This is a genomic window from Mycobacterium sp. DBP42 (assembly GCF_005924235.1).
Taxonomy (GTDB): domain Bacteria; phylum Actinomycetota; class Actinomycetes; order Mycobacteriales; family Mycobacteriaceae; genus Mycobacterium; species Mycobacterium syngnathidarum.
In genome coordinates this window covers 1-23,108 of the sequence record NZ_VCMY01000004.1, presented here as the reverse complement: position 1 = coordinate 23,108, position 23,108 = coordinate 1, and the positions used below count along the sequence as shown (strand labels likewise).

Genomic DNA, 23,108 nt, shown 5'->3' with positions numbered 1-23,108 from the left:
ATGCCCGCGCCGCGCCGATCGATACCCCGCCCGCACGTCGCCGGAATGAGTTCGGCGATCAAGCTTCTTGAGCTGGCGGCGCACACGGTGCCGATCCCGAAAGCACCCCAGCCCGTGGTCATCGCCGACTACGGCGCGGGCACCGCGCATAATTCGATGCAACCGATCAATGCCGCCATCGCTGCGGTGCGCAGCCGTACCCGGCCCGAGCACGCGATTCTGGTGACGCACACCGATGTTGCCGACAACGACTTTTCGACGATGTTTCGCGTTCTGGAGGAAGATCCGCAGTCCTATCGGCACCGGGACTCCGCGACCTTCAGTTCGGCGATCGGCCGGTCGTTCTACAGCCAGATCCTGCCGTCGAACAGCGTGCACCTCGGGTGGTCGGCATGGGCAGTGGCCAGACTGAGCGAGGCGCCCATGCCGGTCGCCGACCATGTCATTGCCGCGCACAGCAACGACGAGCGCGTGCGCGCCGCCTACGCCAGGCAAGCCGCGCTTGATTGGCATGAGTTCATCGCGTTTCGCGGTCGCGAACTGTGCCCAGGTGGCCGTCTGGTGGTGTTGACGACCGCTCTGGACGAGGACGGCGACTTGGGTTACCGCCCGCTCTTCCGCGCCGTTGTCGGAGCGCTGACCGAGCTGATCGCCAGTGACGTGGTGAGTGCCGATGAGGCCACCCGGATGTCTTTGCCCGTCGCCGGTCGGTGTGCCGCGGATTTCGCCGCGCCGTTCGCCCCGTCGGGCCGGTTCGAGCGTCTGGAGATCCAGCACGTGGAATTGGTCGATGCCGAGGACCGGATCTTCACCGCGTACCGCAGCGACAGGGACGCAAAGGCTTTCGGTAGTCGCTGGGCTGATTTCCTCTGGTTCACGGCATTCGCCGATCTGGGCGCGGCGCTCACTGGTCCACCCGAACGATTGTCGGTGTTCTACGACCGGCTGCACGCGGGCATCGCCGAAAGACTGACCGCAGATCCCGAGGAGATGCGCATCCCGATCGCGGCGGTCGTGCTGGAGAAGCGTCGGCCCAGCCGATGATCAACCCACGATGGTCATCCCGGTGACCAGCCCGGCAGGGCGGCGTCGATCAGATGCGGTCCCGGCTCGGCCAGCGCGGCACGGAATTGGTCGGCCAATTCCTCGGCGGTGGTGGCTCGAGTGGCCGGGACACCGAATCCCTGTGCGATAGAAGCGAAGTCGAGGTCGGGACGGCTCAGGTCGAGTAGCGAGCGCGATCGCTGCCCATCGGCCTGGGTGCCCACTCGCAACAACTCGAGTTGCAGGATGGCGTAGGCGTGGTTGTTCAAGATCACCACGGTGATGTCGAGCTGCTCGCGGGCCATGGTCCACAGCGCCGAGATGGTGTACGCGGCACTACCGTCGGACTGCAGCGCGATTACCGGCCGGTCCGGTGCGGCGATCGCCGCACCCACCGCCACCGGCAGCCCCTGCCCGATTGCGCCACCGGTCAAGGTCAGGACATCGTGACGCGGAGCCGCCGCGGTGGCGGCCGGTAGAAACACCCCGCTGGTGTTGGCCTCATCCGAGATGATGGCGTCCTCAGGCAAGAGAGCCGCGATCACCTGTGCCAGGTTCTGCGGATTGAGCGGTCCGGTCGGCAGCTCGGTCTGGTCGGGTTGTGCGGTGGCCGGCAGTTCGCCGCCCAATTGATCTGCGAGACCGGACAAATCGTCGACGGCCAGGGCGCAGACCTTGGTGCCATCGGGCACCAACACGCTCGGCTTGCCCGGATAGGCGAAAAACGACACCGGCGACTTCGCGCCGACCAGCACCAGGTGCGTCGCCCCGGAGAGTTGTTGAGTGGCCTGCTCGGCCAGGTAGCCGAGCCGTTCGATGGCAGGTACCCCCTGCCCGCGGGTCAGCCGGGCCGGAAACGTCTCGACCAGAACGCGTGCGCCGGTAGCCGCGCCGATGCGCGCTGCCGCCCGCAGACCCTCGACATCAGTGGCGGCACCACCGAGCAGCAACACCACGCTGTCCCCCTCGCCGCGCAGCAGTTCGGCGGCATCGGCGACGTCGAGAGGGCTTGCTGCTGCGTCGTCAGAGTCGGCTCCCGTTTGTCCGAGGCTGTTGTCCGGCAACGGGTTTTGCGGGACCGTTCCCCAGGAATAGTCGGCAGGCAGGACCAGCGTGGCGATACGCCCGGGCGCCTCGATCGCGCTGCGCACGGCGCTGTGGACGGCCGCATCGAGGCCGGCGGCCGATTCGGGCCGGTGCACCGCACCGTGCGTCCAGCGCCCGAGCGCATCGATGTCGGACTCCAACGGAGCGTCGAGAGGTTGGTGGTAGGTCGCGTGGTCACCGACAATATTGACCACCGGGCTGAACGCCCGCCGGGCGTTGTGCAGGTTGGCCAGACCGTTGGCCATGCCGGGGCCCAGGTGCAACAGTGTCGCGGCGGGACGTCCGGCGATGCGGGCGAACCCGTCTGCGGCCCCGGTGGCGACGCCTTCGAAGAGGCACAACACCGGGCGCATCGCCGGGGCCCCGTCCAGTGCCGCGACGAAGTGCATCTCCGAGGTCCCCGGGTTGGCGAAGCACACGTCGACCCCTTCGGTGAGCAGACGGTGCACCACCACTTCGGCGCCGGTGCTCATGCGCGCCTGACCATCAACAGCAGTCCGCCGACGCCGAGCGCGGCATCCTCGGCAACCGTGGCCATGTTCCAGAACCCACCGCGGTCTCCGCTGCGGATCGCCGCCAGGCGCGTCATGGCCACCAGGAGCGCGGCCACCGACCAGGATCCGAGAAAAGCCTTCGCTTTTCGTCCCGTCGCATAAGCGACGATGCCGTAGCCCAGGCCCGCGTTGAAGGCCCCGATTTCACGTTGATACCACCGGTCATGCACCCATCCATAGTGGTCTGCCACCCTCCGCGGCGCCAGTAGGTGTCCGGCGAACGCGCCGACGGCCATCGCCAAGGCTCCCGCTCCCAGTGTCAGTTCCCCAATGTCGTGTTTGGTCATCTCCACCCGATCTACTATTGACTGATTATCAATCAGTATGGCACGGTAGGCGTCAACACCAACTGGAGTCAATCGGGGGAAGACATGAGACGACGTCGAATCAACCTGGCCGGCAAGCGAATCGTGCTTACCGGCGCCTCTACCGGAATCGGCAGGCAAATGGCCCTGGCGCTCGCCGGTCAGGGCGCCGTACTGGTCGTCGCGGCCCGGCGAGAGGGTTTGCTCAACAAATTGGCGGACGAGATCGCCCACAGCGGCGGTACCCGCCCGATCGTGCTCGCAACGGACCTCACCGAGCCCGGTTCGGCCGCAGGCGTCGGCGCCAGGGCACTCGCGGCCCTCGGAGGTGTGGACGTCGTCATCAACAATGCGGGCGCCAACTTGACCGGACCACAATCACTGATCGCCGATTCGTCCTTTGCCCGTGAGGTTTTCGAGGTCAATCTGTGGTCGCCGCTCGCTCTCACCGCGGCCCTGCTGCCCGCCATGCACGCCGCAGGCTCCGGCACGATCGTCAATGTCACCTCGACCGTGCAGGCGGTTCCGCTGCCGCTGCTCGGGTATTACGCGGCATCGAAAGCAGCACTCGCGCAGGCGACCCGGTCGCTGCGGTTGGAGCTGGCCGAGACGGGCATCCGGGTACTCGAGGTGGTGCCAGGGTCCACCGACACCGCTTTGCGCGACCTCGACGAACTTCCCTGGAAGACAACACCTCCGCGAACCCTGCCTCCGGTTTCACCGGCAGCGACCGCCGCGGCTGTTGTCCGCGGCCTGCAACGTGGCGCGACCCGGGTCGTCTACCCCGCCTACTCGTTGGTCCCGCTCGAAGCCCCGGCGTTCGGCCGGCTCGTGGCCGCCGTCGGCGGCCGGCGGGTCAACACCCGCGACGCGCTGGAACTGGGGGCCCGATGATCCACCTCAGCGATCGCCAGATCCGTATCGGCACCACACTGGGGCTCGTCCACGTGCTGGTGGCACTGGTCGCCCATTTCGCGGTACCCGCGTCGCTGGAGGGCCGACTGGGCCTGAGCGCAGATCCGTGGTTTCGCCGCGAAACCGGCACGGTCAACGCCGGATTCGCCTACGGGCTGTACCGGATCTCCCGCGGAGACCGGGATGCCGCCTTCATCCGTAGCGCCGCCATCAGCGGTCTGCTGATGGCGGCGGTGCGCGCGGTCGCTACGCTGCGCGGGCAACGGGGTGGCCCGCTGTCGGCGCTGGTACTCACCAGCGATCTGGCCTTGGGGCTCGGCGGCCTGGTGCTGGCCCGGCAGTTCGACCGATGAACAGCCACCCTAGGGTGCGCGTGAACGCCACCGATCTGGACCGGCCGCCGCGGCCCGGCGCACCGGACAAGCTGGCCCACATCGTGTTCAAGACGCCCCGCGCAGCCGAGATGTCGGACTGGTACCGCCTCGTGTTGGATGCGCTCGTGGTGTTCGATGACGAGCGGATCACGTTCCTCACCTACGACCACGAGCATCACCGCATCGCCTTGATCAAAGTGCCTCGGCTGCTTCGGTTTCCAGGTCGGGTCTGGAAGCTTCACCGCAAGGTCTACGGTGTCGATCACGTCGCGTTCACCTTCGCCGACCTGTCCGCGCTGCTGTCTACCTATCGGCGGCTCGCCGACGCCGGCATCACGCCGGTGTGGTGCATCAACCATGGACCCACCACCTCGATGTACTACGAGGACCCGGACGGCAACCGGATCGAGTTGCAGGTCGACAACTTCACCACGAATCAGGAACTTCTGGATTGGCTCGCTGGAGGCGAGTTCGATACCAACCCGATCGGCGTCGAGTTCGATCCCGATGTGCTGCAACGGCTGGTGAGTGCCGGGGCGCCTGGGCTCACCCGGAGAGGGTCGGCGCCGCCCGAGGGCCGACGCGCCCGTGCCGGATTGCGCACACTGCGCTGGAAAACACTGTAGGAGCACGCGAAATGCGACTAGCCACCTTCTCGCTGGGATCCGCTGAGACTCGTGCGGGTGCCGTCGTCGGCGACGAGATCGCCGACCTGAGTGCGTGTGACGGCGGGCCCAACTCGATGCTGAGTCTGTTGCAGCGTTCCGACTGGACGACCGCGGCGGCATCACTGCTGCCCCACGCACCCCGACACCCGATCGAGTCCGCCGTGCTGCACGCACCGGTTCCGACGCCGTCGTTGTTCATGGCCATCGGGCTCAACGCGCCCGATCACCGCAAGGACGTCAACGTCCGTTGGTTGTTGCGCGAACCACGGCTCGTCCGGATCGCCGCGGGCTATCTGCTGGCCCATCCACGGCCCCGGTATCCGTTCTTCTTCGCCAAGGCACCCTCGTCAATCGTCGGGCCCGGCGCTCCGATCCTGCTGCCGCACGACGCCAAACAGGTCGATTTCGAAGGTGAGCTCGCGGTCATCATCGGCACCGGTATCCACGACGCGGACGAGGTCGCCGCCCGCGCGGCGATCGCGGGTTACCTGATCACCAACGATGTTTCGATCCGCGATTGGCAGACCGACAATCCCACTGCGACAGCACTGGCAAAAAGTCACCCCAGCCACGGCCCGCTGGGACCATGGCTGGTGACCGCTGACGAGCTCGACGTGAGCACCGCCGAGTTGCGCACGTTCCTCAACGGCAAGCTGCGTCAGCGCGGCAGCATCAACGATCTGATCCTGTCCCCCGCGCAGGTGGTCAGCCGGCTCAGCCGGTTCTGTGCGCTGAGGCCCGGCGACGTGGTGGCGTGCGGAACGTTCGCTGGCACCGGCTGGCCTGTCGGCCGGTTCCTCCGGCCCGGCGACACGGTGCGCATCGAGGTCGATGGCATCGGGACCTTGAGCAATCCCGTTAGCCTGGGCTGATGCCAGCTAAACCGGCCGTCGCCGACCGGCGTCAACTGATCATCGACGCGGCCCGAAAGCTCTTCGCGAGCCGGCCCTACGACCAGGTCACCACCTCGGAGATCGCGAAGAATGCCGGCGTGGCCTACGGGTTGATCGCCCATCACTTCGGCAACAAGCGCGGGTTGTATCTGGCCGTGATGAACGAGATCGCGGTGGAGATCGCGGCTGCGCAACTCTCTGCTCCCCCCGCCGATGCCTCGCTCATCGACCAGCTGCGCCATGCGTTGCGCAGCCACATCGCCTACATCGATTCGTACTCGGACAGTTTCGTCGCGCTGCTGCGTGGCGCATTGGGGGCCGACCCCGAACACCAGGCCGCGATCGAGCGACTCCGCTGGATGGGTGCATCACGGATCCTGTTGGCGCTGGGCATCGTTGAGCCTGTCGCTCCGGCACTGCGGACCGCCATGCACGGCTGGGTCGGTTACCTCGACGAGATGATGATCGACCGCATCACCCACCACGACATCGACGTCGACGCGTTGGTCGAATTCGCCGCCGCAGCCCTGGTCGCCACGCTCCGTACCGCAGCCGACCTCGATCCCGCGATTGTCTACTCCCCCGATGTCACCGAGGCGCTGGGTTCTTTCCGATGATCGCCGGCATGAACCGCGCTGAGCTTCAGCCCCCGGTCTGAGCGCCGCCGGGCGCGGGAACCCAGGGCAGGCCCGGGACCGTCGGATACGGCGCGGTGGGACTCCACGGTGCCTGCGTCGTCGTCGGTGCCTGGGTGGTGGTCGGTGCCTGGGTGGTGGTCGGCGGAGCTTCCGTCGTCGTCGGAGGCGGCGCCTCGGTCGTCGGGGTCGGCGTCTGTGCGGGAGGTGGGTTCTCCGTCACAGGCGGAGCCTGCGGGGCGGGTTGTTCCACTGTCTGTGTCACGGTGCGGGCGGGAGCCTTCTGTGTGACGGTCTGCGGTGCGTCGACGGGCGCGGGCTCGTCGACCGGCGCGGCAGGGGGGTTTTCATCCGGGGCCGCCGTCGTCGACGGAACAGCCTTGGAGGTGGACGCCGGGCGGGTGGGCTCGTCACCGCCGGTGATGGCCACCAGCGCCGCCACGACGGCCACAAGGACTACCGCGGCGCCGGCACCGAGGATCACCGGCGGCCGCCGATACCAGGGCCGCGCCGCGATCTCGTCGCGCTCGGTCAACTCACGCTCACCGAACTCGAGTTGGGGGCGCGCCGCGGTGCGTCCGCCGGCTGGTTCGAGACCGGTGTCGAAATCGGTCCCGTAGTCGTCGCCGTACGCCTCGGCCCGGTAGTCGTCGACCGGCGCGACATCGGGGACGTCCTGCGCGTCGGACCAGGCCAACGCCTGGGCCGCCGGGGGCGGCTCGGGTGCCAGCAAGGTCGCAGCCGCGGTCGGCGGTGCCGCCGCCGAGGCCGGCGCCATGGCGGTCATGCCCTCCTCGGCGGTGCCGCGCACTGCGGTCAGGCCACCGCCGATGGCCGGGGTCAGCTCCGGCTGCGGCGCGGTGATCACCGGCAGGCGCAGATGTTCGGACAGCGTCGTGGTGATCGCCGGGATCCTGGCGCCGCCGCCGGTGGTCGCCACCGCCACGAGCTCACCGGGGCGCAACCCGGCACGTTCTACCGCGCCGTGCAGCACCGACATGAACTCCCGCAGCGGTCCGTCGACCACGTCATCGAGCTCGTTGCGGTTCAACCGCACTTCGCTGCGATGCCCGGGCAGTTCGGCGACCAGTGTCGTGACGGACTCGGTGGACAGGCGCTCCTTGGCGCGCCGGCACTCGGAGCGCAGCCGCCCCAGCGAGCCGATGGCCGAAGTACTGGCCAGGTCGATCGTTCCGGCCGCGGACAGATCGTTCACCACGTGAGTGAGCAGACCTTGGTCGATCAGGTCGCCGGACAGGTCGGGGTGCCGAATCGTCGGCGCGATCGACCGGTACCCGTTGTCCGCATCGGCCAGCGTGATGCTGGTGCCGCTGCCCCCGAAGTCGCACACCGCGATCACACCGCGCGTCGGCACCCCCGGGTTGTCCTGCAGCGCGACCAGCGCCGCCTTCGCGTCAGGGGCCAGCACCGGGTCACCGAAGTCTCCGACGGCGGCCAGTTCGTTGCGCAGCGCCGCGATCTGATTGGGCCGCCAATGCGCGGGATGGGTGATGGCGATCGGATCGGCCGGCGGACGTCCCCCGGTCAGCGTGCGCAGCAGCGCCGCCAGGGCATCGGCCAGCACCGTCTCTCCCCGGTGCGACGAACCGTCGGGTGCCAGCATGCCGACCGGGTCCCCGACCCGTTCGACGAAGTCGGTGAGGATCAGACCGCGTTCGTTCAGGTTGGGGTTTTCGCTGGGTACCCCCACTTCCGGAGCCCGATGAGGGAAGAGCGTCAGCACCGGCGACCGCGTCAACGCGGCGCGGTCTACCACTACCGCTGTGAGGTTCGTCGATCCAATCGACAACCCGATCCCGTCAGCCATCTCACCCCATTTCGAGAGGAACCCTATCCGGTAATCCATCTCGATTGACGCGGCTGGCGTTACTTAGCGAATGGTGCCGAAGCCTGGAATCAGTGGTAGATCCAGTGGCGTGACCCACCCGGGCAAATGTTCATTGACAGCGGGCACGGCGTTGAGCGCCCGCAGTCCGGTGGCCAGGCAGCCCGCGGCGGCGGCATCGCGGCCCGAGCCGTCGGTGAACCGGAACGCCGTTTCCTGCGAGATGCTCGGAGTGCCCTCGATGTCGACGCGGTAGACGTCGTTGTCGGTTCCCGACGGCCAGTCCGGTGCGGCGTCCAGGCCGATCCGGTTGACGTGCTCGAGCTGGATCCGGGTTTCGCCGCGGTAGACGCCGTTGATCGTGAAGCGCACCGCGGCGACGTTGCCGGCATCGATGATCCCCTTGGCCGATTTGCGCTCCTCGGGCGTGATCCACTTGTCCCACGTGGTGGTGATCTCGTCGAGCTCGATGCCGGCCGCATGCGCGATCATCGGAACCGTTGCGCCCCAGGCGAAGATGAGGATGTCCGGGGTTTCGAGCAGAGCCCGGTGCTCGGGTGGTTTGCCGATGCCCATCTCGAACTCGTAGTCGCCGGTGTAGTTCGTGTAGTCGAGCAGTTCCGAGGCGCGCACCCGGCGGATCTCCGAGCACAGGCCCATCAAGGTCATCGGGAAGAGATCGTTGGCGAAGCCGGGGTCGATCCCGGTGGTGAAACACGACGCCCGGCCCGCCTCACAGGCCTCGGTGATCGGCTCGATCCAGGCCGGCGGGTTCAGGTGCATCTTGGGCCACACCCACGGCGTCATGGCGGTGGAGCAGACATCGATGCCGGCCCGCAGGAACCGGGTGATCACATCGATGTTGGCGTCGGCATGGGCGGCGGTCGGCCCGTAGTGCACCAGCGCGTCAGGCTTCAGTGCGATGAGCGCGTCGATGTCGTCGGTGGCCCGGACTCCCAGGGCCGCCCCGAGGCCGCAGATCTCGCCGACGTCGCGGCCCACCTTCTCCGGATTGCTGACACCGACACCGACAAGTTCGAACAACGGGTGTTTGACGATCTCGGCGATCACCATCTGCCCGACGAAACCGGTGCCCCACACCACGACGCGTTTCTTCACGCCCACACCATAGGTGATACCGGTCACATCGTGAATCATCCTCGCGCGATCAGCTTTGACCTCAACATCATTCGCTTTCGTCGAACTACCCGCGGAGGGCCGACATCATGACAACAGCAACTCTGACCGGACGCCGCGCACTGGTGACAGGCGGGTCCCGCGGGATCGGCGCGGGCATCGTGCGACGACTGGCAGCCGATGGCGCCGCGGTGGCGTTCACCTACGGCGCTTCTGCCGTCGAGGCCGACAAGCTGGTGGCCGAGCTGACTGCCGACGGGGCGAAGGTCGTGGCGATTCAGGCCGACAGCGCCGACCCGGTACAGGTGACCAACGCCGTCGAGCAGGCGGTCGGAGATCTCGGGGGTCTGGACGTGTTGGTCAACAATGCCGGAACGGCGTTCATGGCGCCGATTGAGGAGTTTCCGCAGGATCAGTTCGATCGCCTGGTCGCCATCAACATCGGCGGGGTGTACTCGGCCATCCGTGCCGCGGTGAGCCACCTCGGCGAGGGATCACGGATCATCAACATCGGCAGCATCAACGCCGATCGGGTGCCGACCGGCGGCACGGCCGTGTACGCCATGACCAAGGGTGCGGTCTCTTCTCTGACGCGCGCCCTGGCCCGCGATCTCGGACCCCGAGGTATCACCGTGAACAACGTGCAACCGGGCCCGATCGCGACCGATCTGAACCCTGACGAAGGTGAATTCGCCTCTGTCGTACGGCAAACCACCGCGCTGGGCCGGTACGGGCACACCGGCGACATCGCCGCGGTGGTGAGCTTCCTGGCCGGTCCGGAGTCCGGCTATGTCACCGGCGCGAATTGGAACGTGGACGGCGGGTTCACAGCATAGGCCAACCCGCCAATGCCAGGTCGGCGACCGCGTGCAGCTCCTTCCGGGTTGCCCCACTTCTGGCCTGAATCGAGATCCCTTGGCAGACGGCGGCGATCCAGCGGGCGAGCATCGATGTGTCCACGTCGGTCAGCTCGCCCGCTGTCACCGCCTCATCGAACCGATGCGCCAGTTCACGCACGGCCGCGTCACGAAACTCGGCCAGCCCGGCGGCATTTCCGACCAGCAGGCAGCCATGCGGATCTCCAGAGGTCGCGTCCGCGGCGCCGTGCACCATCGCCTCGGCGACTTCACGGGCGGTCGGCCGGGTGAGCGCCTCGGCCATATAGCCACCCGGGCCGGCGATATAGCGCTGCTTGGCTCGTTCGAAGAGCCCCTCCTTGGAGGCGAACTCGGCGTAAATGCCCCGCCGGTTCACGCCTGTGGCAGCGGTCAGATCGCTGATCGACACGCCGTCGAAGCCACGATCCCAGAACAGCTTCATCGCGATGTCCTCGACCTGATCGGAGTCGAACTCCCGGGGTCGCCCTACCGCCATGACTCACCTTTCGTGTTCCCGGTCACACCGGAAATGTTCCTCTCGACAATCGGCTTGACCTGAGCATACTTTAGAACCGATTGGTTCGTAATACAGCCGGGAGGACAACCCACATGACTGCAGTGATCGAAGCGCCCCTGACCGGACGCCGGGCCCTGGTGACCGGCGGGTCCCGCGGCATCGGCGCAGACATCGTGCGGCGACTCGCCGCCGACGGCGCCGCCGTGGCATTCACCTACGGAGCCTCGGCCGCCGAGGCCGACAAGCTGGTGGCCGAGGTGAGCGCAACGGGCGCGAAGGTCGTGGCCATCCAGGCCGACGCCGCCGTCCCGGCACAGGTGGCGTCCGCGGTCGAACAGACCGTCGCGGCACTCGGCTGCCTCGACATCCTCGTCAACAATGCCGGCACGGCCTACCTCGCGCCGATCGGCGAGTTCCCACAGGAACAGTTCGACCGGGTCGTCGCCGTCAACATCGGCGGGGTCTACTCGGCCATCCGCAATGCGGTCGGACACCTCGGCGAAGGTTCCCGGATCATCAACATCGGCAGCATCAACGCCGACCGGGTTCCGGAACCCGGTCTGTCCATCTATGCGATGACCAAAGGCGCGGTGGCGTCACTGACTCGCGGACTGGCGCGTGAACTCGGACCGCGCGGAATCACCGTCAACAACGTGCAGCCGGGTCCGATCGACACCGATATGAACCCGGCCGAAGGTGAATCCGCAGACGAGCGAAAGCGGGTCGGAGTCCTCGGGCGCTACGGGAACACCGGTGACGTCGCAGCCATCGTGAGCTTCCTGGCCGGCCCGGAGTCCGGCTACGTCACCGGCGCCAACTGGAACGTCGACGGCGGCTACACCGCCTGACCGTCACAGGTTGATCGGGTCGAGCTGACGGGGTGCCTTCGACGTGTCTTTCAGCCTGGCCTTGAACTGCATTGCCCGGTAGGGCCATCCGGTGTCGGTACGCCATTGCGACACCACCAGGCCGACGCCTCCGGTAACGCCGAAGCGCGAACCCGGCAGCAAGTAGCCGCCGTAGAGCTGCGCGACTTTGTTGCCGGCGTGATCCTCACCCTCCCACGACGATCCGACGATGGGTGTCTGTACGGGTGTGGTGTGCATGTTGGCCACCGGGGAGGCCACCACCCGGTAGCCCAAGGCATACGAGGACGACAGGAATCCGCCCAGGACCCATCTACCGGGACCGGTGCGGCGGAAGGTCAGCTCGCCCCAGGTCTCGTCCGGCGGGGTGATGGGCGTCGCCCGCCGCCCCCACTGCCAGCGTCCGTGGGTGAACCCCCAGCTGTCGTACTGCGACCGGCGGCCGATGTGTTCAGGCCGCACTCGCATCAAGACGATGCCCTTGTCGCGCTGAAATCCCGTCGATACCACGTAAACCCAACCGTCATCCGGGTCGAGGTCCCACGACCAGCACTGCGCATGGCCGTCGTGCAGATCGGCCGGGAACTTCGCTTCCTCGCCCAGGTGGGTCCATGAGACCCCGCTGTCGTCGGAGCGCCAGATCTCGGTCCAGATCACCGTGCCGAAGCCATGGTTGACGATGGCGTGCAGGTACAGCGAGTCGCCGACCCGCAGCAGGTCCGATGGGATCACGGTGCTGATACCGCCGTGTCGCCATCCGGACTTCTTGTCGTCGTGGATGTAGTGCCACAACTGGCGCGCGTAGGTGGGGTCTGGACCCCCAGCGGATTCGTAGACGATCTCGTGGTTGGCGTCGCCGGTGCCGATCAGCACCACCGGCGAGCGCCAGTCGCCCTGCCCGACACGACTTCCGGAAAACGTGTCTCCGAACACCGACACCAGCTTGCCGTTGGGCGCGATGATCGACGCACCGAGATCGGAGGCGGTGACCCCGAACCGGTCCGTGCGACCCGGCCCAGTGATGTCGACGACCTTGCCGTCGATCAGCGGTAGCACTGCCGCCGCTCCTCCGGGCTTACGTGCACCACCGCAATCCACCGGGCTCGCAGTCCAGCGGATAGACCTCGATCTGTGTCTTCAGCGGCTCCTTGTACGCCAGCGTGAACGGGAAGGTGTGGATCGCGGGAGCGATGGTCCCGCCGCACGCCTCGTTGTTGGCCACGCGGCGGGTGCCCCGCAAAGCGATGTCGTCGAATTGGTAGGTCTCGGTGATCGGCGTCCAACTGCCGTCGGAGCACTGGAAGCCTTCCTTGACGCTCGTCGAATAGGTCCATTGCCCGCCGACCAACCTGGCGTCGCCACCCACGCTGACGCGCTTGGTCTCGACATGCAGCCGGCAGGCCACCGCCAGCTCCAGCGGCTCGCGCAAGTCACCGACGGTCGGGACACAGGACGGCCACACACCCCAGGTGTCGCTTGTGCCATCCTCCTGGGTGTACGTGTAGACGCCCATCATGAGTGGGTCAGCCTGCGCGGGGGCGGCGACCCCCAGACTGAGTCCCATTCCGACCGACGAGAACAGGGCGGCTGCAGAGGCCATGCGCTTGAACGTCACAATGGGTGAGTATCGCAGTCTTCATCAGCGCCGTCACCGGTATGGGTCGGTACACCTTCGACCGGCCCCTGTGGCGGCCCCAGCGGGTGAGCGTACGGCGGATCGCCCGCGGTGATCCTGGAGTAATCGTGACCACACGACCAGCGATGAAAGCGTTGGCAGCAGTCCTGGTGTTCGTGCTGGCCGCCTGTTCGACGGGCAGCCGCGTGGACCTCGGCGACGAATCCTCGGGCTATCTCATCGCGGCCATCGCCGGGGAACCAGACCAGCTCGACCCACACCGCACGAGCGCCTATTTCTCGTTCGAGGTTTTGGAGAACGTGTTCGACACGCTGGTCGAGCCGGACGAGGACCTGCAGATGCGCCCGGCGCTGGCGCAGTCCTGGGAGGTCAGCGATGACCAACTCACCTGGACGTTTCATCTTCGTCCTGGGGTGCGCTGGCACGACGGCAGCCCGCTGACCGCCGATGACGTGGTGTATTCGTACCGGCGCATCATCGATGAGCAGTTGACCAACGTGGACAAGTTCAGTGCGGTCAGCAGTGTCACCGCGCCCGACCCGGCGACGGTGCGGATCACCGTCGGCCAGCCCACCCCGAACCTGCTGACCAACCTCGGCGGATTCAAGGGCATGGCGATCGTGCAGCGCGCCAACGTCGAGAGCGGCCAGATCGCCACCCATCCGATCGGCACCGGCCCGTTCTCGTTCGCCGGGCGGCGCAGCGGCGACTCCATCACGCTCAAGGCAAACCCCCAGTTCTGGGGCGGCGCTCCCCCGGTGTCCGGGGTGACGTTCCGGTTCATCTCCGAGCCGACGACGGCGTTGTCGGCCCTGCAGGCCGGCGAGATCGACTGGACGGATTCGGTGCCCCCGCAGCGGGTCGCGCAACTGCGCGACGACGACTCGCTGAAATTGGCGCTCACTCCGGGCAACGACTACTGGTATCTGGCGCTCAACGAAGCCCGGCCACCGTGGAACGACCCACGGGCGCGGCAGGCCATCGCGTACGGCATCGACCGTGATGCGATCGCCGCGGCCACCAGCTACCGCACCGCGGAGGTCAATCAGCTGGCGATCCCGCAGGGCAGCCCATGGTTCACCGACTATCAGCGCTACCGCTATGACATCGAGAAAGCGCGCGACCTCCTGCAGGCGGCGGACGCCGAACCGCGGGATCTCGACATGCTGGTCACCAGCGAATACCCCGAGACCGTCACCGCCGCTCAGATCATCGCCGACAACCTTGCGCCCCTTGGCATCACGGTGCACATCCGTACCGTGGACTTCGCCACCTGGCTCGATGAACAGAACACCGGGCATTTCGACATGCTGATGATGGGCTGGCTCGGGAATATCGACCCAGACGATTTCTACTACGCGCAGCACCACTCTCGCGGCACGAGCAACGCGCAGAAGTTCTCCGACCCCGAGGTGGACCGCCTGTTGGATGCCGGCCGTACCGAAACCGACGTCGCCGAGCGAAAAGACATCTACGCCAAGGCCGCAACCCGAATCGCGGATCAGGCCAGTTATATCTACCTGTACAACCCCTCGGTGATCCAGGCCTGGGCCAACAACCTGTCGGGGTACCAGGTACGCCGCGACGGCGCCGTCCGCTTCCGCACCGCCGACCTAGACGGGGGTCCAATACCATGAGTTTGGCCGCGATCCGCAACGACCATCCGGTGTTGGAATTCCTGGCCCGGCGCCTGATCTACTCGGCGGTGGTCCTCATCGGCGTGCTCGTCGTGGTGTTTGCCCTGGTGCACCTGGTGCCGGGCGATCCGGTCCGCATCGCGCTCGGAACCCGCTACACCCCGCAGGCCTACGAGGCACTGCGCGCGGCCAGCGGAATGGACCGGCCCATTGTCGAGCAGTTCTTCTCCTATCTCGGCTCGGCATTGACCGGCGACCTCGGCGTCAGCTTCCGCAACGGCGACCCGGTCACGCTCATCCTGCTCGACCGACTTCCCGCCACGGTGTCCCTCGGACTGGTCGGCATCCTCATCGCCTTGTTGATCGCGCTGCCGGCCGGGATCTTCGCGGCGCTGCGGGAGGGCAGGGTCAGTGACGCAATCGTGCGGGTCGCCAGCCAGTTCGGCGTGTCGGTACCGGATTTCTGGCTGGGCATCCTGCTGATCGGTGTGTTCGCCTCGACACTGGGTTGGCTACCCACCTCGGGATACCGCCCGCTGCTTACGGATCCGGGCGGCTGGCTGCGGCACATCATCCTGCCCGGGCTGACGGTGGGCCTGGTGGCCGGCGCCATCATGACCCGCTATGTGCGCTCGGCGGTGCTGGAGGTCGCCGCCATGGGCTATGTCCGTACCGCCCGATCCAAGGGCCTACCACCACCGGTGGTCACCTTCCGCCACATCGTGCGAAACGCGCTGCTGCCGGTGTTGACCATCACCGGAATTCAGTTGGCCACGATCCTCGGCGGGGTCATCGTGGTGGAAGTGGTGTTCGCCTGGCCGGGTTTGGGCCGGTTGGTGTTCAACTCCGTTGCGGCACGCGACTATCCGGTGATCCAGGGCGCAGTGTTGCTGATAGCGGTACTGTTCCTGCTGATCAACCTGCTGGTGGACGTGCTGTACGCGGTAGTCGACCCGAGGATCCGGCTGTCATGACCGCCTCCCCCGATACGCGCGTCGCGTCCTGGCGACTGTTGTTGTCCAACCCGGTGACCGCGCTCAGCGCCCTGGTGCTGCTGGCGGTGCTGATCGTGGCGGTGTCCGCATCATGGATCGCCCCGTACGGCATCAACGACATCGACGTGCCCAGCGCACTGCAAGGCCCCGGCACCGCGCACTGGCTCGGCACCGATGAACTCGGCCGCGACGTGTTCTCCCGTGTGCTGGTGGCGATCGCGGCTTCGCTTCGGGTCGCGGTGGTCTCCGTGGCCCTGGCCGCGGTGATCGGTGTGCTGGTCGGTGTGCTCGCCGGCTATCGGGGCGGCTGGGTCGACACCGTGCTGATGCGGGTCGTCGACGTCATGTTCGCCTTCCCGGTGTTGCTGCTGGCGCTGGCGATCGTGGCGGTCCTCGGCCCCGGCGTCACCACCACGATGTTGGCGATCGGCATCGTCTACATCCCAATCTTCGCGCGGGTGGCCCGGGCGTCGGCGCTGGGCGTGCGGGTGGAACCATTCGTCGCGGTGTCGCGGAGCATGGGCACCGGCGACGGCTACATCCTGGTCCGGCACATCCTGCCGAATATCGCCGGGCCGCTCATCGTTCAGCTGTCGCTGTCCTTGGCCTTCGCGATCCTGGCCGAGGCCGCGCTGTCGTTTCTGGGGCTGGGTATCCAGCCACCGCAGCCGTCCCTGGGCCGAATGATCTTCGACGCCCAGGGATTCGTCACGCTGGCGTGGTGGATGGCGGTGTTCCCGGGCGCGGCGATCTTTGTGATGGTGTTGGCGTTCAACCTGTTCGGGGATGGGCTGCGCGATGTCCTGGATCCAAAGCAGCGCACCTCCATCGAGGCGAGAAGGGCGGGGCGGCGATGAGTCGGCCGGTGCTCAAGGTTGACGACCTGCGAGTGACGATCGGGCGCCGCGAGATCGTCCGGGGCGTTTCGTTCGACGTGCAGCGGGAGCAGACCGTCGGCATCGTCGGCGAGTCCGGGTCGGGCAAGTCGATGACGGTGCTGGCGGCCACCGGTTTGCTGGACGCCCCGGGGGCGCGGGTCACCGGCAGCAGCTCCCTGGCCGGCGGGTCCCAGTTGATCGGCGCGTCGGCGCGGGCGCTGCGCGCAGTGCACGGCAGCCGGATCGGGTTCGTCTTCCAGGATCCCGGGACGTCACTGAACCCGCTGCTGACGCTGGAACGTCAGATCACCGAAACGCTTGAGACGCACCGCAAGATGACACGACGCCAGGCCCGGGCGCGGGCCGGTGAGTTACTCGAGGCGGTCGGCTTGTCCCCCGATCGGCTCGATGCGTACCCGCATCAACTGTCCGGCGGACAGCGTCAGCGGGTGATGATCGCGATCGCCCTGGCCTGCGATCCGGAACTGCTCATCGCCGACGAACCGACGACCGCGCTCGACGTCACCACCCAGGCCCAGATCATCGAGCTGGTGGCCGACCTGCAGCGGGATTTCGGTACCGCCGTGGTGTGGATCAGTCACGATCTCGGGGTCATCGGCCAGGTGGCCGATGAGGTGACCGTGTTACGCGACGGCGAGGCCGTCGAACAGGCGCCCATCCTGCAGGTGTTCGATCACCCGCAACACTCCTATACCCGGGAGTTGCTGGCGGCGCGTCCGCTGCTCGACGGCACCGGGCCTCACCCCGCGCCGGCAGATGCACCGGTTCTGTTGCGGACCAACGGACTTGAGGTGCGGTACGGCGCAGTGCGCGCGGTCAAGAACGTGTCCTTCGAGCTGCGGCGGGCCACGACGCTGGGGATCGTCGGCGAATCGGGGTCAGGCAAGTCGACGGTGGCCGCGGCCCTCACCGGGCTGGTGGACCCGTCGGCGGGCACAGCCACGCTGGGCACCGAAGACGTCTTCGCCGGCGGCCGCGGCCTGCGCCGGCGGATCAGCCTGGTGTTTCAGGATCCGTTCGCCTCACTCGATCCACGGGCTCGGGTCGGCACCACGATCAGCGAGCCGCTGCGCGTGCACCGGTTGGCCTCCGGGCGCCGGGCCCGTGCTGCGCGGGTGGCCGATCTGCTCGAACTTGTGGATCTGCCACGGGATTTCGCGTCACGCTACCCGCACGAACTATCCGGTGGACAGCGCCAGCGAGTCAGCATCGCCCGGGCGCTGGCCACCGAACCCGACGTGCTGATCCTCGACGAGTCGACGGCATCGCTGGACGTGTCGGTGCAGTCGCGAGTGCTGGACCTGCTGGCCGAGTTGCAGGGCGAGCTGGGGTTGACCTACCTGTTCATCGCCCACGACCTGGCGGTGGTGCATCGCATGTGCCACGACGTGCTGGTGATGCGCGCAGGCGAGGTGATCGAGTACGGCCCGGCGGCCGGGTTGTTCGCGCACCCCGAGCACGAATACACCCGCACCCTGCTGGCCGCGGTTCCGCCCGCCAGCCCGCGTGAGAAGGTGTGAGCCATGACTGCTCTGGATGGAAAGGTCGCGCTGGTCACCGGCGCCTCATCGGGTCTCGGCGCGGCGGTGGCGCAATTGTTCGCCGCACGCGGTGCGAAGGTGTTCGGGGTCGCCCGCGACGCCGAACGGATGGCGACGGTGTTCGAGGACGTTCCCGGCGGCGCATACGCCTCGGTGGACATCTCCTCCTCGGAGGCCTGCCGGGACGCGGTGGCACAGTGTGTCGAGAAGTTCGGCCGCCTCGACGCCCTGATCAACGTCGCGGGATTTCACCAGATGCGCCACACCGTTTCGGTGACCGACGAAGACTGGGACAAGGACCTCGCCGTCAACCTCAACGGTCCGTTCTTCCTGTGTCGGGCGGCGTTGCCGCACCTGCTGGAAGCCGGCGGCAACATTGTCAACGTCGCGTCGATCGCGGGCGTCGAGGGTGAGGTGTACTCGGCCGGGTACTGCGCCGCCAAGCACGGTCTCGTCGGACTCACCCGCGCCCTGGCCATCGAGTTCACCTCGGAACGGCTGCGGGTCAACGCGGTGTGCCCCGGCGGCATGCTCACCCCACAGACCACCGAGTTCGCCGCACCGGAGAACGCCGACTGGAATCTGATCATGAGGATCGCCGCGCCCCGCGGGATGATGGACGTGGCCGACGTGGCCAAGACCATCGCGTTCCTGGCCAGCGACGACGCGGCCGCCGTGCACGGCGCGGTCTACATCGTCGACGCGGGTAAGACCGCGGGCTGAGCACCGACGCCACCGCGCGGGCACGATAGGAGTGTCCGCGCGGTACGGCGAACGAAGCGGACGATGCCGGCCCACGTCGGCCGAGATGTGGCTGGTCACCGGACACGAGGCCCCATCCGGTCATCGCGAGCACGCGTCGAACACCGCGGAATGAACTTCACCGAAGCCACCGTTGGACAGGACACGAGGCTCGATCCCGATGCGTGTGGTGGTGTGCGCGCAACAGCTACGGAAGCGAATCGATGAAACTGCTGGTGATCAGCGCAAGCCCGCGCGAAGACGGCAATTCCCACCTGCTGGCCGAAGCCGCTTGTGCCGGTGCAGAATCGGCGGGCCACGATGTGGAGCACGTGTTCCTCGACCAATACGTGGACCGCATGCTGGACAACTGCAGACGCTGCCGAACGCCGGCCGGCTTCTGCTCGCTCGATGACCACTACGAGTCCCTGCTCCTGGACAAGATGCTGCCCGCCGACGGCATCATCTACGCGATGCCGCTGTACTTCTACGGCATGCCCGCACGGCTCAAGACCGTCTTCGACCGACTGTTCTGCTACACCGCCAACAGCGCGCCGCAACAAGAACAGGTCGTCGGAGGTATCACCGACAAGACCGTCGGCGTGCTGATCTCCTGCGAGGAAAACTACGTAGGGGCCACCGCAGGAGTCATCGCCCACTTCCAGGAACTGACCAGGTATCTCGACCAGAGCCTGGCGGGCGTCGTGGTGGGAAATGCGAACAGCCGCGGCGAGATCGCATGCGACCCAACCGATCCGCTGTCCCAGGCCCGGGATCTCGGTGCGCGTTTGTTCGACGTCAGGGTTACCGACTACCGGCTGACCACACCGAGGTCGAACAAGGTGTGGGATCCGGTGGGCTGCTAGCCGCCCGGAACCACCAGCACCGGACGGAAGGTGCGCTGCAGCGTCGCGGCCGCCACACTGCCCAGCAACACCTTCTTCAACCCCGACCGCCCCCGCGAGCCCACCACCACGACACCGGCTCGTTGATCTTCGGCAAAAGCCACCAGTGCATCGGCAGTGGCACCGGCACCGGAGCCACGGAACCTGGGTACGCGATGCGCGGGCTGGGCGGAGGCCACGTCGACCGCGCTGCCGTCGTCGACCCCGACCGAGACCACCTCGCGGTCGGGAAACAGCGAGCCGGCCGCGGCCAGCGCGCGATCGGAACCCGCCGAGCCGTCGACACCGACCACCACCGGCCCGTCGGCCACCGCGGCGTATTCGGTCGAGATCATGTTCTGGGACACCACGAGCACCGCACGGGGCGAGTGGTGCACCACGAGATCCGACACACTGCCCAGTTTCGAGTCTGTCGCGCCGATGCCGCGAGCGCCGACGATCAACACGTCGGGCTCGAGCTGTTCGGCCACCTGCGCCAACCCCAGCCCCTCGCCCGCCCAGGTGCGCTTCACCAACGGTTCGGGATTCCAGCCGGCGGCCCGTGCCAGAATGACGCCGGTGTCGACCAATCGTGCCGCCTCAGCGTCGCTTTCGCTGTCGACGAGGTCGATCAACTCATCGACGTTGCGGGCCGAATGCCGAAGCCTGGCCCGCAACCCCTTGCTGCCGAACGGCGGCGTGCACAGGTAGACCATCACCGCGTCGGCGGCCGGGAACAGTGCGGCACTGCTGCGGATCGCGGTGTTGGCCGCCAGGGACCCGTCATAACCGAGCACCAGCTTCATTTGCGTCCCCTGTCCGTCTCGTCCGTTTCAGGTTCCAGCCTAGAGGGCCGCGGCCACGACCCACCGGCTTCACGCGCTCAGGCGGAAACAGGTAGCCGACTACGCTAACGAGCCGGCTGGTTACACGCGCAAGCTCTCGACATGGACGCTCCCGCCAACGCCTTGACCTGCCTCGGCGCACCCATCGCCGCAGCCCCCGACGGCATCGGGGCCCAACTTCGTGACCAGACGTTCAAGCGCTGGGTGCGGGGCGCGGCGGTCGTCGGCGCCGGTGGCGGCGGGATCGTCGGTGCCTTCCTGGCCTTTGCGGCTCCCATCGTGTTGAGCCCGGCGGACACGCAACACCTGCTGATCCGCGGCGGCACCGTGCTCATCGTGTTCCTGGCGGTGACGATTCCGGTGATGCTGCGAGTGCGCCGGCAGCGGTTCGCCGCCGGCACCGCCTGGCTCAGCGCGGGCCGTCCGCCCACCGCCGAGGAACAGCGGATGACTCTGGGCGCCCCCGGCGAGGCAGTGCGGCTTTCGGCCGCGGTGTGGAGCATCGGCGCGGTGATCTTCGGATCACTGGCGCTCTCTCAGCAGGTTTCCACGGCGATCTACATCTTCAGTGTGGTTGCCCTGGGCGGCATTTCGACGAGCGCCGTGTGGTATCTGATCGTCGAACGGGTCATGCGGCCGGTGTCGGCACGCGCCCTCGACGGTGCCACCCCGGACCGGCGTTTCGGTCCGACGATCGGGCGCAGGCTGGTGATGGCATGGCTGCTGGCGACGGGCGTGCCACTGTTCGGTATCGCCGTGCTGGCGGTCGGTTATCTGGCTGATGTGGGCTTCCGGGCGCAGCGCACCTTCGCCGCGATCCTCATCCTGGTGGGAGTGGCGATCGTGGTCGGCCTGTTCGCGATTCTGATCGCCATCCGCTCGGTCACCGAACGGGTCACCGCGCTGCGCCACGCCCTGGCCCAGGTGCGGTCGGGTGATCTCAGCGCTCGGGTCGAAGTGGACGACGCCAGCGAAATCGGGCGGCTACAGGCAGGTTTCAACACGATGACGGCCGGACTGGCCGAACGCGAGCGCATCCGTGACACCTTCGGCACCTACGTGGATCGCGATGTGGCCGAACACATTCTGCGTGCCACCGGATCGCTGGAAGCCCAGGAGTTGGACGTCACCCTGATGTTCGTCGACGTCCGCGGGTTCACCTCGCTCGCCGAGCGACTGCGACCCACCGAGGTGGTCACGACGCTGAACCGCCTCTTCGAGCGGATCGTGCCGATCGTGCACGACCACGGCGGCCACGTCGACAAGTACGCCGGCGACGGCCTGATGGCGGTGTTCGGGGCGCCGCGGCGCCAGGACCGTCATGCCGACGATGCGTTGGGCGCTGCGCTGAAGATCGCCGAAGCGGTGCATGAGGAGTTCAGCGGCAGCCTGACAGTCGGCGTGGGACTGAACTCCGGCCCCGTCGTGGCCGGGAACGTCGGTGGTGCCGGCCGTTTGGAGTTCTCGGTGATCGGAGACGCGGTGAACGTTGCGGCCCGGGTCGAGACGGCTACCCGCCAAACCGGCGACACTGTGCTACTCACCGACGCCACGTTGCGCCAACTCAGCCGGGACCCAGGCGATTTCGAGCTGCGGCCGGGGCTGGCGCTCAAGGGCAAGACCAATCCGGTCGCCGTGTACGCACCGATCAGCGCTCGCCGTACTCCAGCGGCGGCTCCGACGAGTCGACTTTGCCGTAGCTGCTGATGGTGAGCCCGTCGGGCCCGACCTCGTAGCGCGCACCGTCGGCGGGGTTGACGGCCATGAAGCCGTCACCGGAGCGTTCAGCGGTGGGGATCTGAAGGTTGGCCCCGTCGCTGAGCCGCTCGCCACGGTAGGAGAAGCTGTCGGGTCCGGTCTGGCAGATCACCGCCAGCGACGATGCGGTGCGGATCACCGCCGCCGGCGTGCTGCCCGCTGGGCAACGCGCGGTGTGGTCGACGAAACCCTGCGCGTCGGTGCCGCTGACGTTGGCCGTCGCCGATCCGGAGGTCGTGGTGGTGGTGGTCGGCTCTTCTGACGTCGCGCTGGGCGGGGTCGGTGCGGTCAGCGTCTCATGGGTGGAGCCACCGTCGCCTCCGCCGGCCAGCATCGCGGCCAGCACAGCGGCGATCCCGAACAATCCCACCGTGACCAGGATCAGGATGAGATGGGTCCGGCTGAACCGTGGCTTACCCGCGCGGGTCTGCCT

The 23,108-nt window shown here is 67.4% G+C and carries 23 protein-coding genes and 1 pseudogene; 15 read left to right on the top strand and 9 right to left on the bottom strand.

The features are described from left to right. Positions 1-1,044 carry an SAM-dependent methyltransferase gene (locus E0T84_RS06080; protein ID WP_075909565.1) on the top strand — a complete coding sequence of 348 codons (1,044 nt, stop codon included), beginning with the start codon at positions 1-3 and terminating at the stop codon, positions 1,042-1,044. Between the two features lie 14 nt (positions 1,045-1,058). On the opposite strand, the gene E0T84_RS06075 is transcribed toward E0T84_RS06080, so the two are convergent. Continuing rightward, positions 1,059-2,624, bottom strand: coding sequence for an acetolactate synthase large subunit (locus E0T84_RS06075; RefSeq protein WP_138744042.1), 1,566 nt, complete (start codon positions 2,622-2,624; stop codon positions 1,059-1,061). Beyond that, positions 2,621-2,998, bottom strand: a complete 378-nt coding sequence (locus E0T84_RS06070; protein ID WP_138744041.1) for a hypothetical protein — start codon at positions 2,996-2,998, stop codon at positions 2,621-2,623. The genes E0T84_RS06075 and E0T84_RS06070 overlap by 4 nt, the downstream gene beginning before the upstream one ends. Before the next feature lie 78 nt (positions 2,999-3,076). Here E0T84_RS06070 and E0T84_RS06065 point away from each other — a divergent pair, with 78 nt between their 5' ends. From E0T84_RS06065 to E0T84_RS06045, 5 genes are read left to right on the top strand one after another with little or no spacing between them, the layout of a single operon-like run. Next, positions 3,077-3,904 carry an SDR family oxidoreductase gene (locus E0T84_RS06065; RefSeq protein ID WP_075909563.1) on the top strand — a complete coding sequence of 276 codons (828 nt, stop codon included), beginning with the start codon at positions 3,077-3,079 and terminating at the stop codon, positions 3,902-3,904. Next, positions 3,901-4,278, top strand: a complete 378-nt coding sequence (locus tag E0T84_RS06060; protein WP_070943388.1) for a hypothetical protein — start codon at positions 3,901-3,903, stop codon at positions 4,276-4,278. The genes E0T84_RS06065 and E0T84_RS06060 overlap by 4 nt, the downstream gene beginning before the upstream one ends. 20 nt (positions 4,279-4,298) lie before the next feature. Further along, the gene (locus tag E0T84_RS06055; RefSeq protein WP_249383585.1) at positions 4,299-4,925 is read left to right on the top strand and encodes a VOC family protein; all 627 of its coding nucleotides are present in this window, start codon (positions 4,299-4,301) and stop codon (positions 4,923-4,925) included. Between the two features lie 11 nt (positions 4,926-4,936). Continuing rightward, positions 4,937-5,839, top strand: a complete 903-nt coding sequence (locus E0T84_RS06050; RefSeq protein WP_075909561.1) for a fumarylacetoacetate hydrolase family protein — start codon at positions 4,937-4,939, stop codon at positions 5,837-5,839. Then, positions 5,839-6,477 (top strand): TetR/AcrR family transcriptional regulator, encoded by a 639-nt coding sequence (locus E0T84_RS06045; protein ID WP_070943390.1) that lies wholly within the window; start codon positions 5,839-5,841, stop codon positions 6,475-6,477. The genes E0T84_RS06050 and E0T84_RS06045 overlap by 1 nt, the downstream gene beginning before the upstream one ends. A 25-nt stretch (positions 6,478-6,502) precedes the next feature. Here the strand turns inward: E0T84_RS06045 and E0T84_RS06040 are convergent, their stop codons facing one another. Beyond that, the gene (locus E0T84_RS06040; protein ID WP_138744039.1) at positions 6,503-8,323 is read right to left on the bottom strand and encodes an Hsp70 family protein; all 1,821 of its coding nucleotides are present in this window, start codon (positions 8,321-8,323) and stop codon (positions 6,503-6,505) included. A gap of 63 nt (positions 8,324-8,386) precedes the next feature. Beyond that, entirely contained in the window at positions 8,387-9,499 is a 1,113-nt protein-coding gene (locus E0T84_RS06035) for a dihydrodipicolinate reductase (protein WP_075909559.1), read from the bottom strand. Between the two features lie 68 nt (positions 9,500-9,567). Here E0T84_RS06035 and E0T84_RS06030 point away from each other — a divergent pair, with 68 nt between their 5' ends. Continuing rightward, entirely contained in the window at positions 9,568-10,314 is a 747-nt protein-coding gene (locus tag E0T84_RS06030) for a 3-oxoacyl-ACP reductase family protein (protein WP_075909558.1), read from the top strand. On the opposite strand, the gene E0T84_RS06025 is transcribed toward E0T84_RS06030, so the two are convergent. Next, entirely contained in the window at positions 10,304-10,852 is a 549-nt protein-coding gene (locus E0T84_RS06025; RefSeq protein ID WP_075909557.1) for a TetR/AcrR family transcriptional regulator, read from the bottom strand. The genes E0T84_RS06030 and E0T84_RS06025 overlap by 11 nt on opposite strands. A gap of 113 nt (positions 10,853-10,965) precedes the next feature. On the opposite strand from E0T84_RS06025, the gene E0T84_RS06020 reads away from it, so the two are divergent. Next, positions 10,966-11,721: an SDR family NAD(P)-dependent oxidoreductase gene (locus E0T84_RS06020; protein WP_075909556.1), complete on the top strand. Its 756-nt coding sequence runs from the start codon at positions 10,966-10,968 to the stop codon at positions 11,719-11,721. 3 nt (positions 11,722-11,724) lie between these two features. Here the strand turns inward: E0T84_RS06020 and E0T84_RS06015 are convergent, their stop codons facing one another. Then, the gene (locus tag E0T84_RS06015) at positions 11,725-12,795 is read right to left on the bottom strand and encodes a DUF4185 domain-containing protein (RefSeq protein ID WP_138744038.1); all 1,071 of its coding nucleotides are present in this window, start codon (positions 12,793-12,795) and stop codon (positions 11,725-11,727) included. Positions 12,796-12,814: 19 nt separating this feature from the next. Further along, on the bottom strand, positions 12,815-13,354 hold the full coding sequence (locus E0T84_RS06010) for a hypothetical protein (RefSeq protein ID WP_083284183.1): 540 nt from the start codon (positions 13,352-13,354) through the stop codon (positions 12,815-12,817). A gap of 146 nt (positions 13,355-13,500) precedes the next feature. On the opposite strand from E0T84_RS06010, the gene E0T84_RS06005 reads away from it, so the two are divergent. From E0T84_RS06005 to E0T84_RS05980, 6 genes are all read left to right on the top strand, one after another. Beyond that, positions 13,501-15,012: an ABC transporter substrate-binding protein gene (locus tag E0T84_RS06005; protein WP_138744151.1), complete on the top strand. Its 1,512-nt coding sequence runs from the start codon at positions 13,501-13,503 to the stop codon at positions 15,010-15,012. Then, on the top strand, positions 15,009-15,986 hold the full coding sequence (locus E0T84_RS06000; protein WP_138744037.1) for an ABC transporter permease: 978 nt from the start codon (positions 15,009-15,011) through the stop codon (positions 15,984-15,986). Before E0T84_RS06005 ends, E0T84_RS06000 begins: the two co-directional genes overlap by 4 nt. Beyond that, on the top strand, positions 15,983-16,864 hold the full coding sequence (locus E0T84_RS05995; protein ID WP_070186576.1) for an ABC transporter permease: 882 nt from the start codon (positions 15,983-15,985) through the stop codon (positions 16,862-16,864). The genes E0T84_RS06000 and E0T84_RS05995 overlap by 4 nt, the downstream gene beginning before the upstream one ends. Continuing rightward, complete coding sequence (locus tag E0T84_RS05990) at positions 16,861-18,426, top strand: ABC transporter ATP-binding protein (RefSeq protein ID WP_070943396.1); 1,566 nt, start codon at positions 16,861-16,863, stop codon at positions 18,424-18,426. The genes E0T84_RS05995 and E0T84_RS05990 overlap by 4 nt, the downstream gene beginning before the upstream one ends. Before the next feature lie 3 nt (positions 18,427-18,429). Then, complete coding sequence (locus E0T84_RS05985; RefSeq protein WP_070943397.1) at positions 18,430-19,170, top strand: SDR family NAD(P)-dependent oxidoreductase; 741 nt, start codon at positions 18,430-18,432, stop codon at positions 19,168-19,170. 242 nt (positions 19,171-19,412) lie between these two features. Beyond that, positions 19,413-20,054: a flavodoxin family protein gene (locus E0T84_RS05980; RefSeq protein ID WP_075909598.1), complete on the top strand. Its 642-nt coding sequence runs from the start codon at positions 19,413-19,415 to the stop codon at positions 20,052-20,054. Here the strand turns inward: E0T84_RS05980 and E0T84_RS05975 are convergent. Continuing rightward, the gene (locus tag E0T84_RS05975) at positions 20,051-20,878 is read right to left on the bottom strand and encodes a universal stress protein (protein ID WP_070943398.1); all 828 of its coding nucleotides are present in this window, start codon (positions 20,876-20,878) and stop codon (positions 20,051-20,053) included. The two genes, E0T84_RS05980 and E0T84_RS05975, sit on opposite strands and share 4 nt — an antisense overlap. A gap of 141 nt (positions 20,879-21,019) precedes the next feature. On the opposite strand from E0T84_RS05975, the gene E0T84_RS05970 reads away from it, so the two are divergent. After that, positions 21,020-22,624, top strand: coding sequence for an adenylate/guanylate cyclase domain-containing protein (locus E0T84_RS05970; RefSeq protein WP_083650273.1), 1,605 nt, complete (start codon positions 21,020-21,022; stop codon positions 22,622-22,624). On the opposite strand, the pseudogene E0T84_RS32210 reads toward E0T84_RS05970, so the two are convergent. Further along, a pseudogene (locus tag E0T84_RS32210) lies at positions 22,566-23,108 on the bottom strand (serine/threonine protein kinase); the annotation flags it as partial. The gene E0T84_RS05970 and the pseudogene E0T84_RS32210 sit on opposite strands and share 59 nt — an antisense overlap.

What these genes read in the sequence shown, in the direction of transcription:
- E0T84_RS06080 (WP_075909565.1), top strand. Translation starts at nt 1, where the DNA reads ATGCCCGCGCCGCGCCGATCGATACCCCGCCCGCACGTCGCCGGAATG.
- E0T84_RS06075 (WP_138744042.1), bottom strand. Translation starts at nt 2,624, where the DNA reads ATGAGCACCGGCGCCGAAGTGGTGGTGCACCGTCTGCTCACCGAAGGG.
- E0T84_RS06065 (WP_075909563.1), top strand. Translation starts at nt 3,077, where the DNA reads ATGAGACGACGTCGAATCAACCTGGCCGGCAAGCGAATCGTGCTTACC.
- E0T84_RS06060 (WP_070943388.1), top strand. Translation starts at nt 3,901, where the DNA reads ATGATCCACCTCAGCGATCGCCAGATCCGTATCGGCACCACACTGGGG.
- E0T84_RS06050 (WP_075909561.1), top strand. Translation starts at nt 4,937, where the DNA reads ATGCGACTAGCCACCTTCTCGCTGGGATCCGCTGAGACTCGTGCGGGT.
- E0T84_RS06045 (WP_070943390.1), top strand. Translation starts at nt 5,839, where the DNA reads ATGCCAGCTAAACCGGCCGTCGCCGACCGGCGTCAACTGATCATCGAC.
- E0T84_RS06040 (WP_138744039.1), bottom strand. Translation starts at nt 8,323, where the DNA reads ATGGCTGACGGGATCGGGTTGTCGATTGGATCGACGAACCTCACAGCG.
- E0T84_RS06035 (WP_075909559.1), bottom strand. Translation starts at nt 9,499, where the DNA reads ATGATTCACGATGTGACCGGTATCACCTATGGTGTGGGCGTGAAGAAA.
- E0T84_RS06030 (WP_075909558.1), top strand. Translation starts at nt 9,568, where the DNA reads ATGACAACAGCAACTCTGACCGGACGCCGCGCACTGGTGACAGGCGGG.
- E0T84_RS06025 (WP_075909557.1), bottom strand. Translation starts at nt 10,852, where the DNA reads ATGGCGGTAGGGCGACCCCGGGAGTTCGACTCCGATCAGGTCGAGGAC.
- E0T84_RS06020 (WP_075909556.1), top strand. Translation starts at nt 10,966, where the DNA reads ATGACTGCAGTGATCGAAGCGCCCCTGACCGGACGCCGGGCCCTGGTG.
- E0T84_RS06005 (WP_138744151.1), top strand. Translation starts at nt 13,501, where the DNA reads ATGAAAGCGTTGGCAGCAGTCCTGGTGTTCGTGCTGGCCGCCTGTTCG.
- E0T84_RS06000 (WP_138744037.1), top strand. Translation starts at nt 15,009, where the DNA reads ATGAGTTTGGCCGCGATCCGCAACGACCATCCGGTGTTGGAATTCCTG.
- E0T84_RS05995 (WP_070186576.1), top strand. Translation starts at nt 15,983, where the DNA reads ATGACCGCCTCCCCCGATACGCGCGTCGCGTCCTGGCGACTGTTGTTG.
- E0T84_RS05990 (WP_070943396.1), top strand. Translation starts at nt 16,861, where the DNA reads ATGAGTCGGCCGGTGCTCAAGGTTGACGACCTGCGAGTGACGATCGGG.
- E0T84_RS05985 (WP_070943397.1), top strand. Translation starts at nt 18,430, where the DNA reads ATGACTGCTCTGGATGGAAAGGTCGCGCTGGTCACCGGCGCCTCATCG.
- E0T84_RS05980 (WP_075909598.1), top strand. Translation starts at nt 19,413, where the DNA reads ATGAAACTGCTGGTGATCAGCGCAAGCCCGCGCGAAGACGGCAATTCC.
- E0T84_RS05975 (WP_070943398.1), bottom strand. Translation starts at nt 20,878, where the DNA reads ATGAAGCTGGTGCTCGGTTATGACGGGTCCCTGGCGGCCAACACCGCG.
- E0T84_RS05970 (WP_083650273.1), top strand. Translation starts at nt 21,020, where the DNA reads ATGGACGCTCCCGCCAACGCCTTGACCTGCCTCGGCGCACCCATCGCC.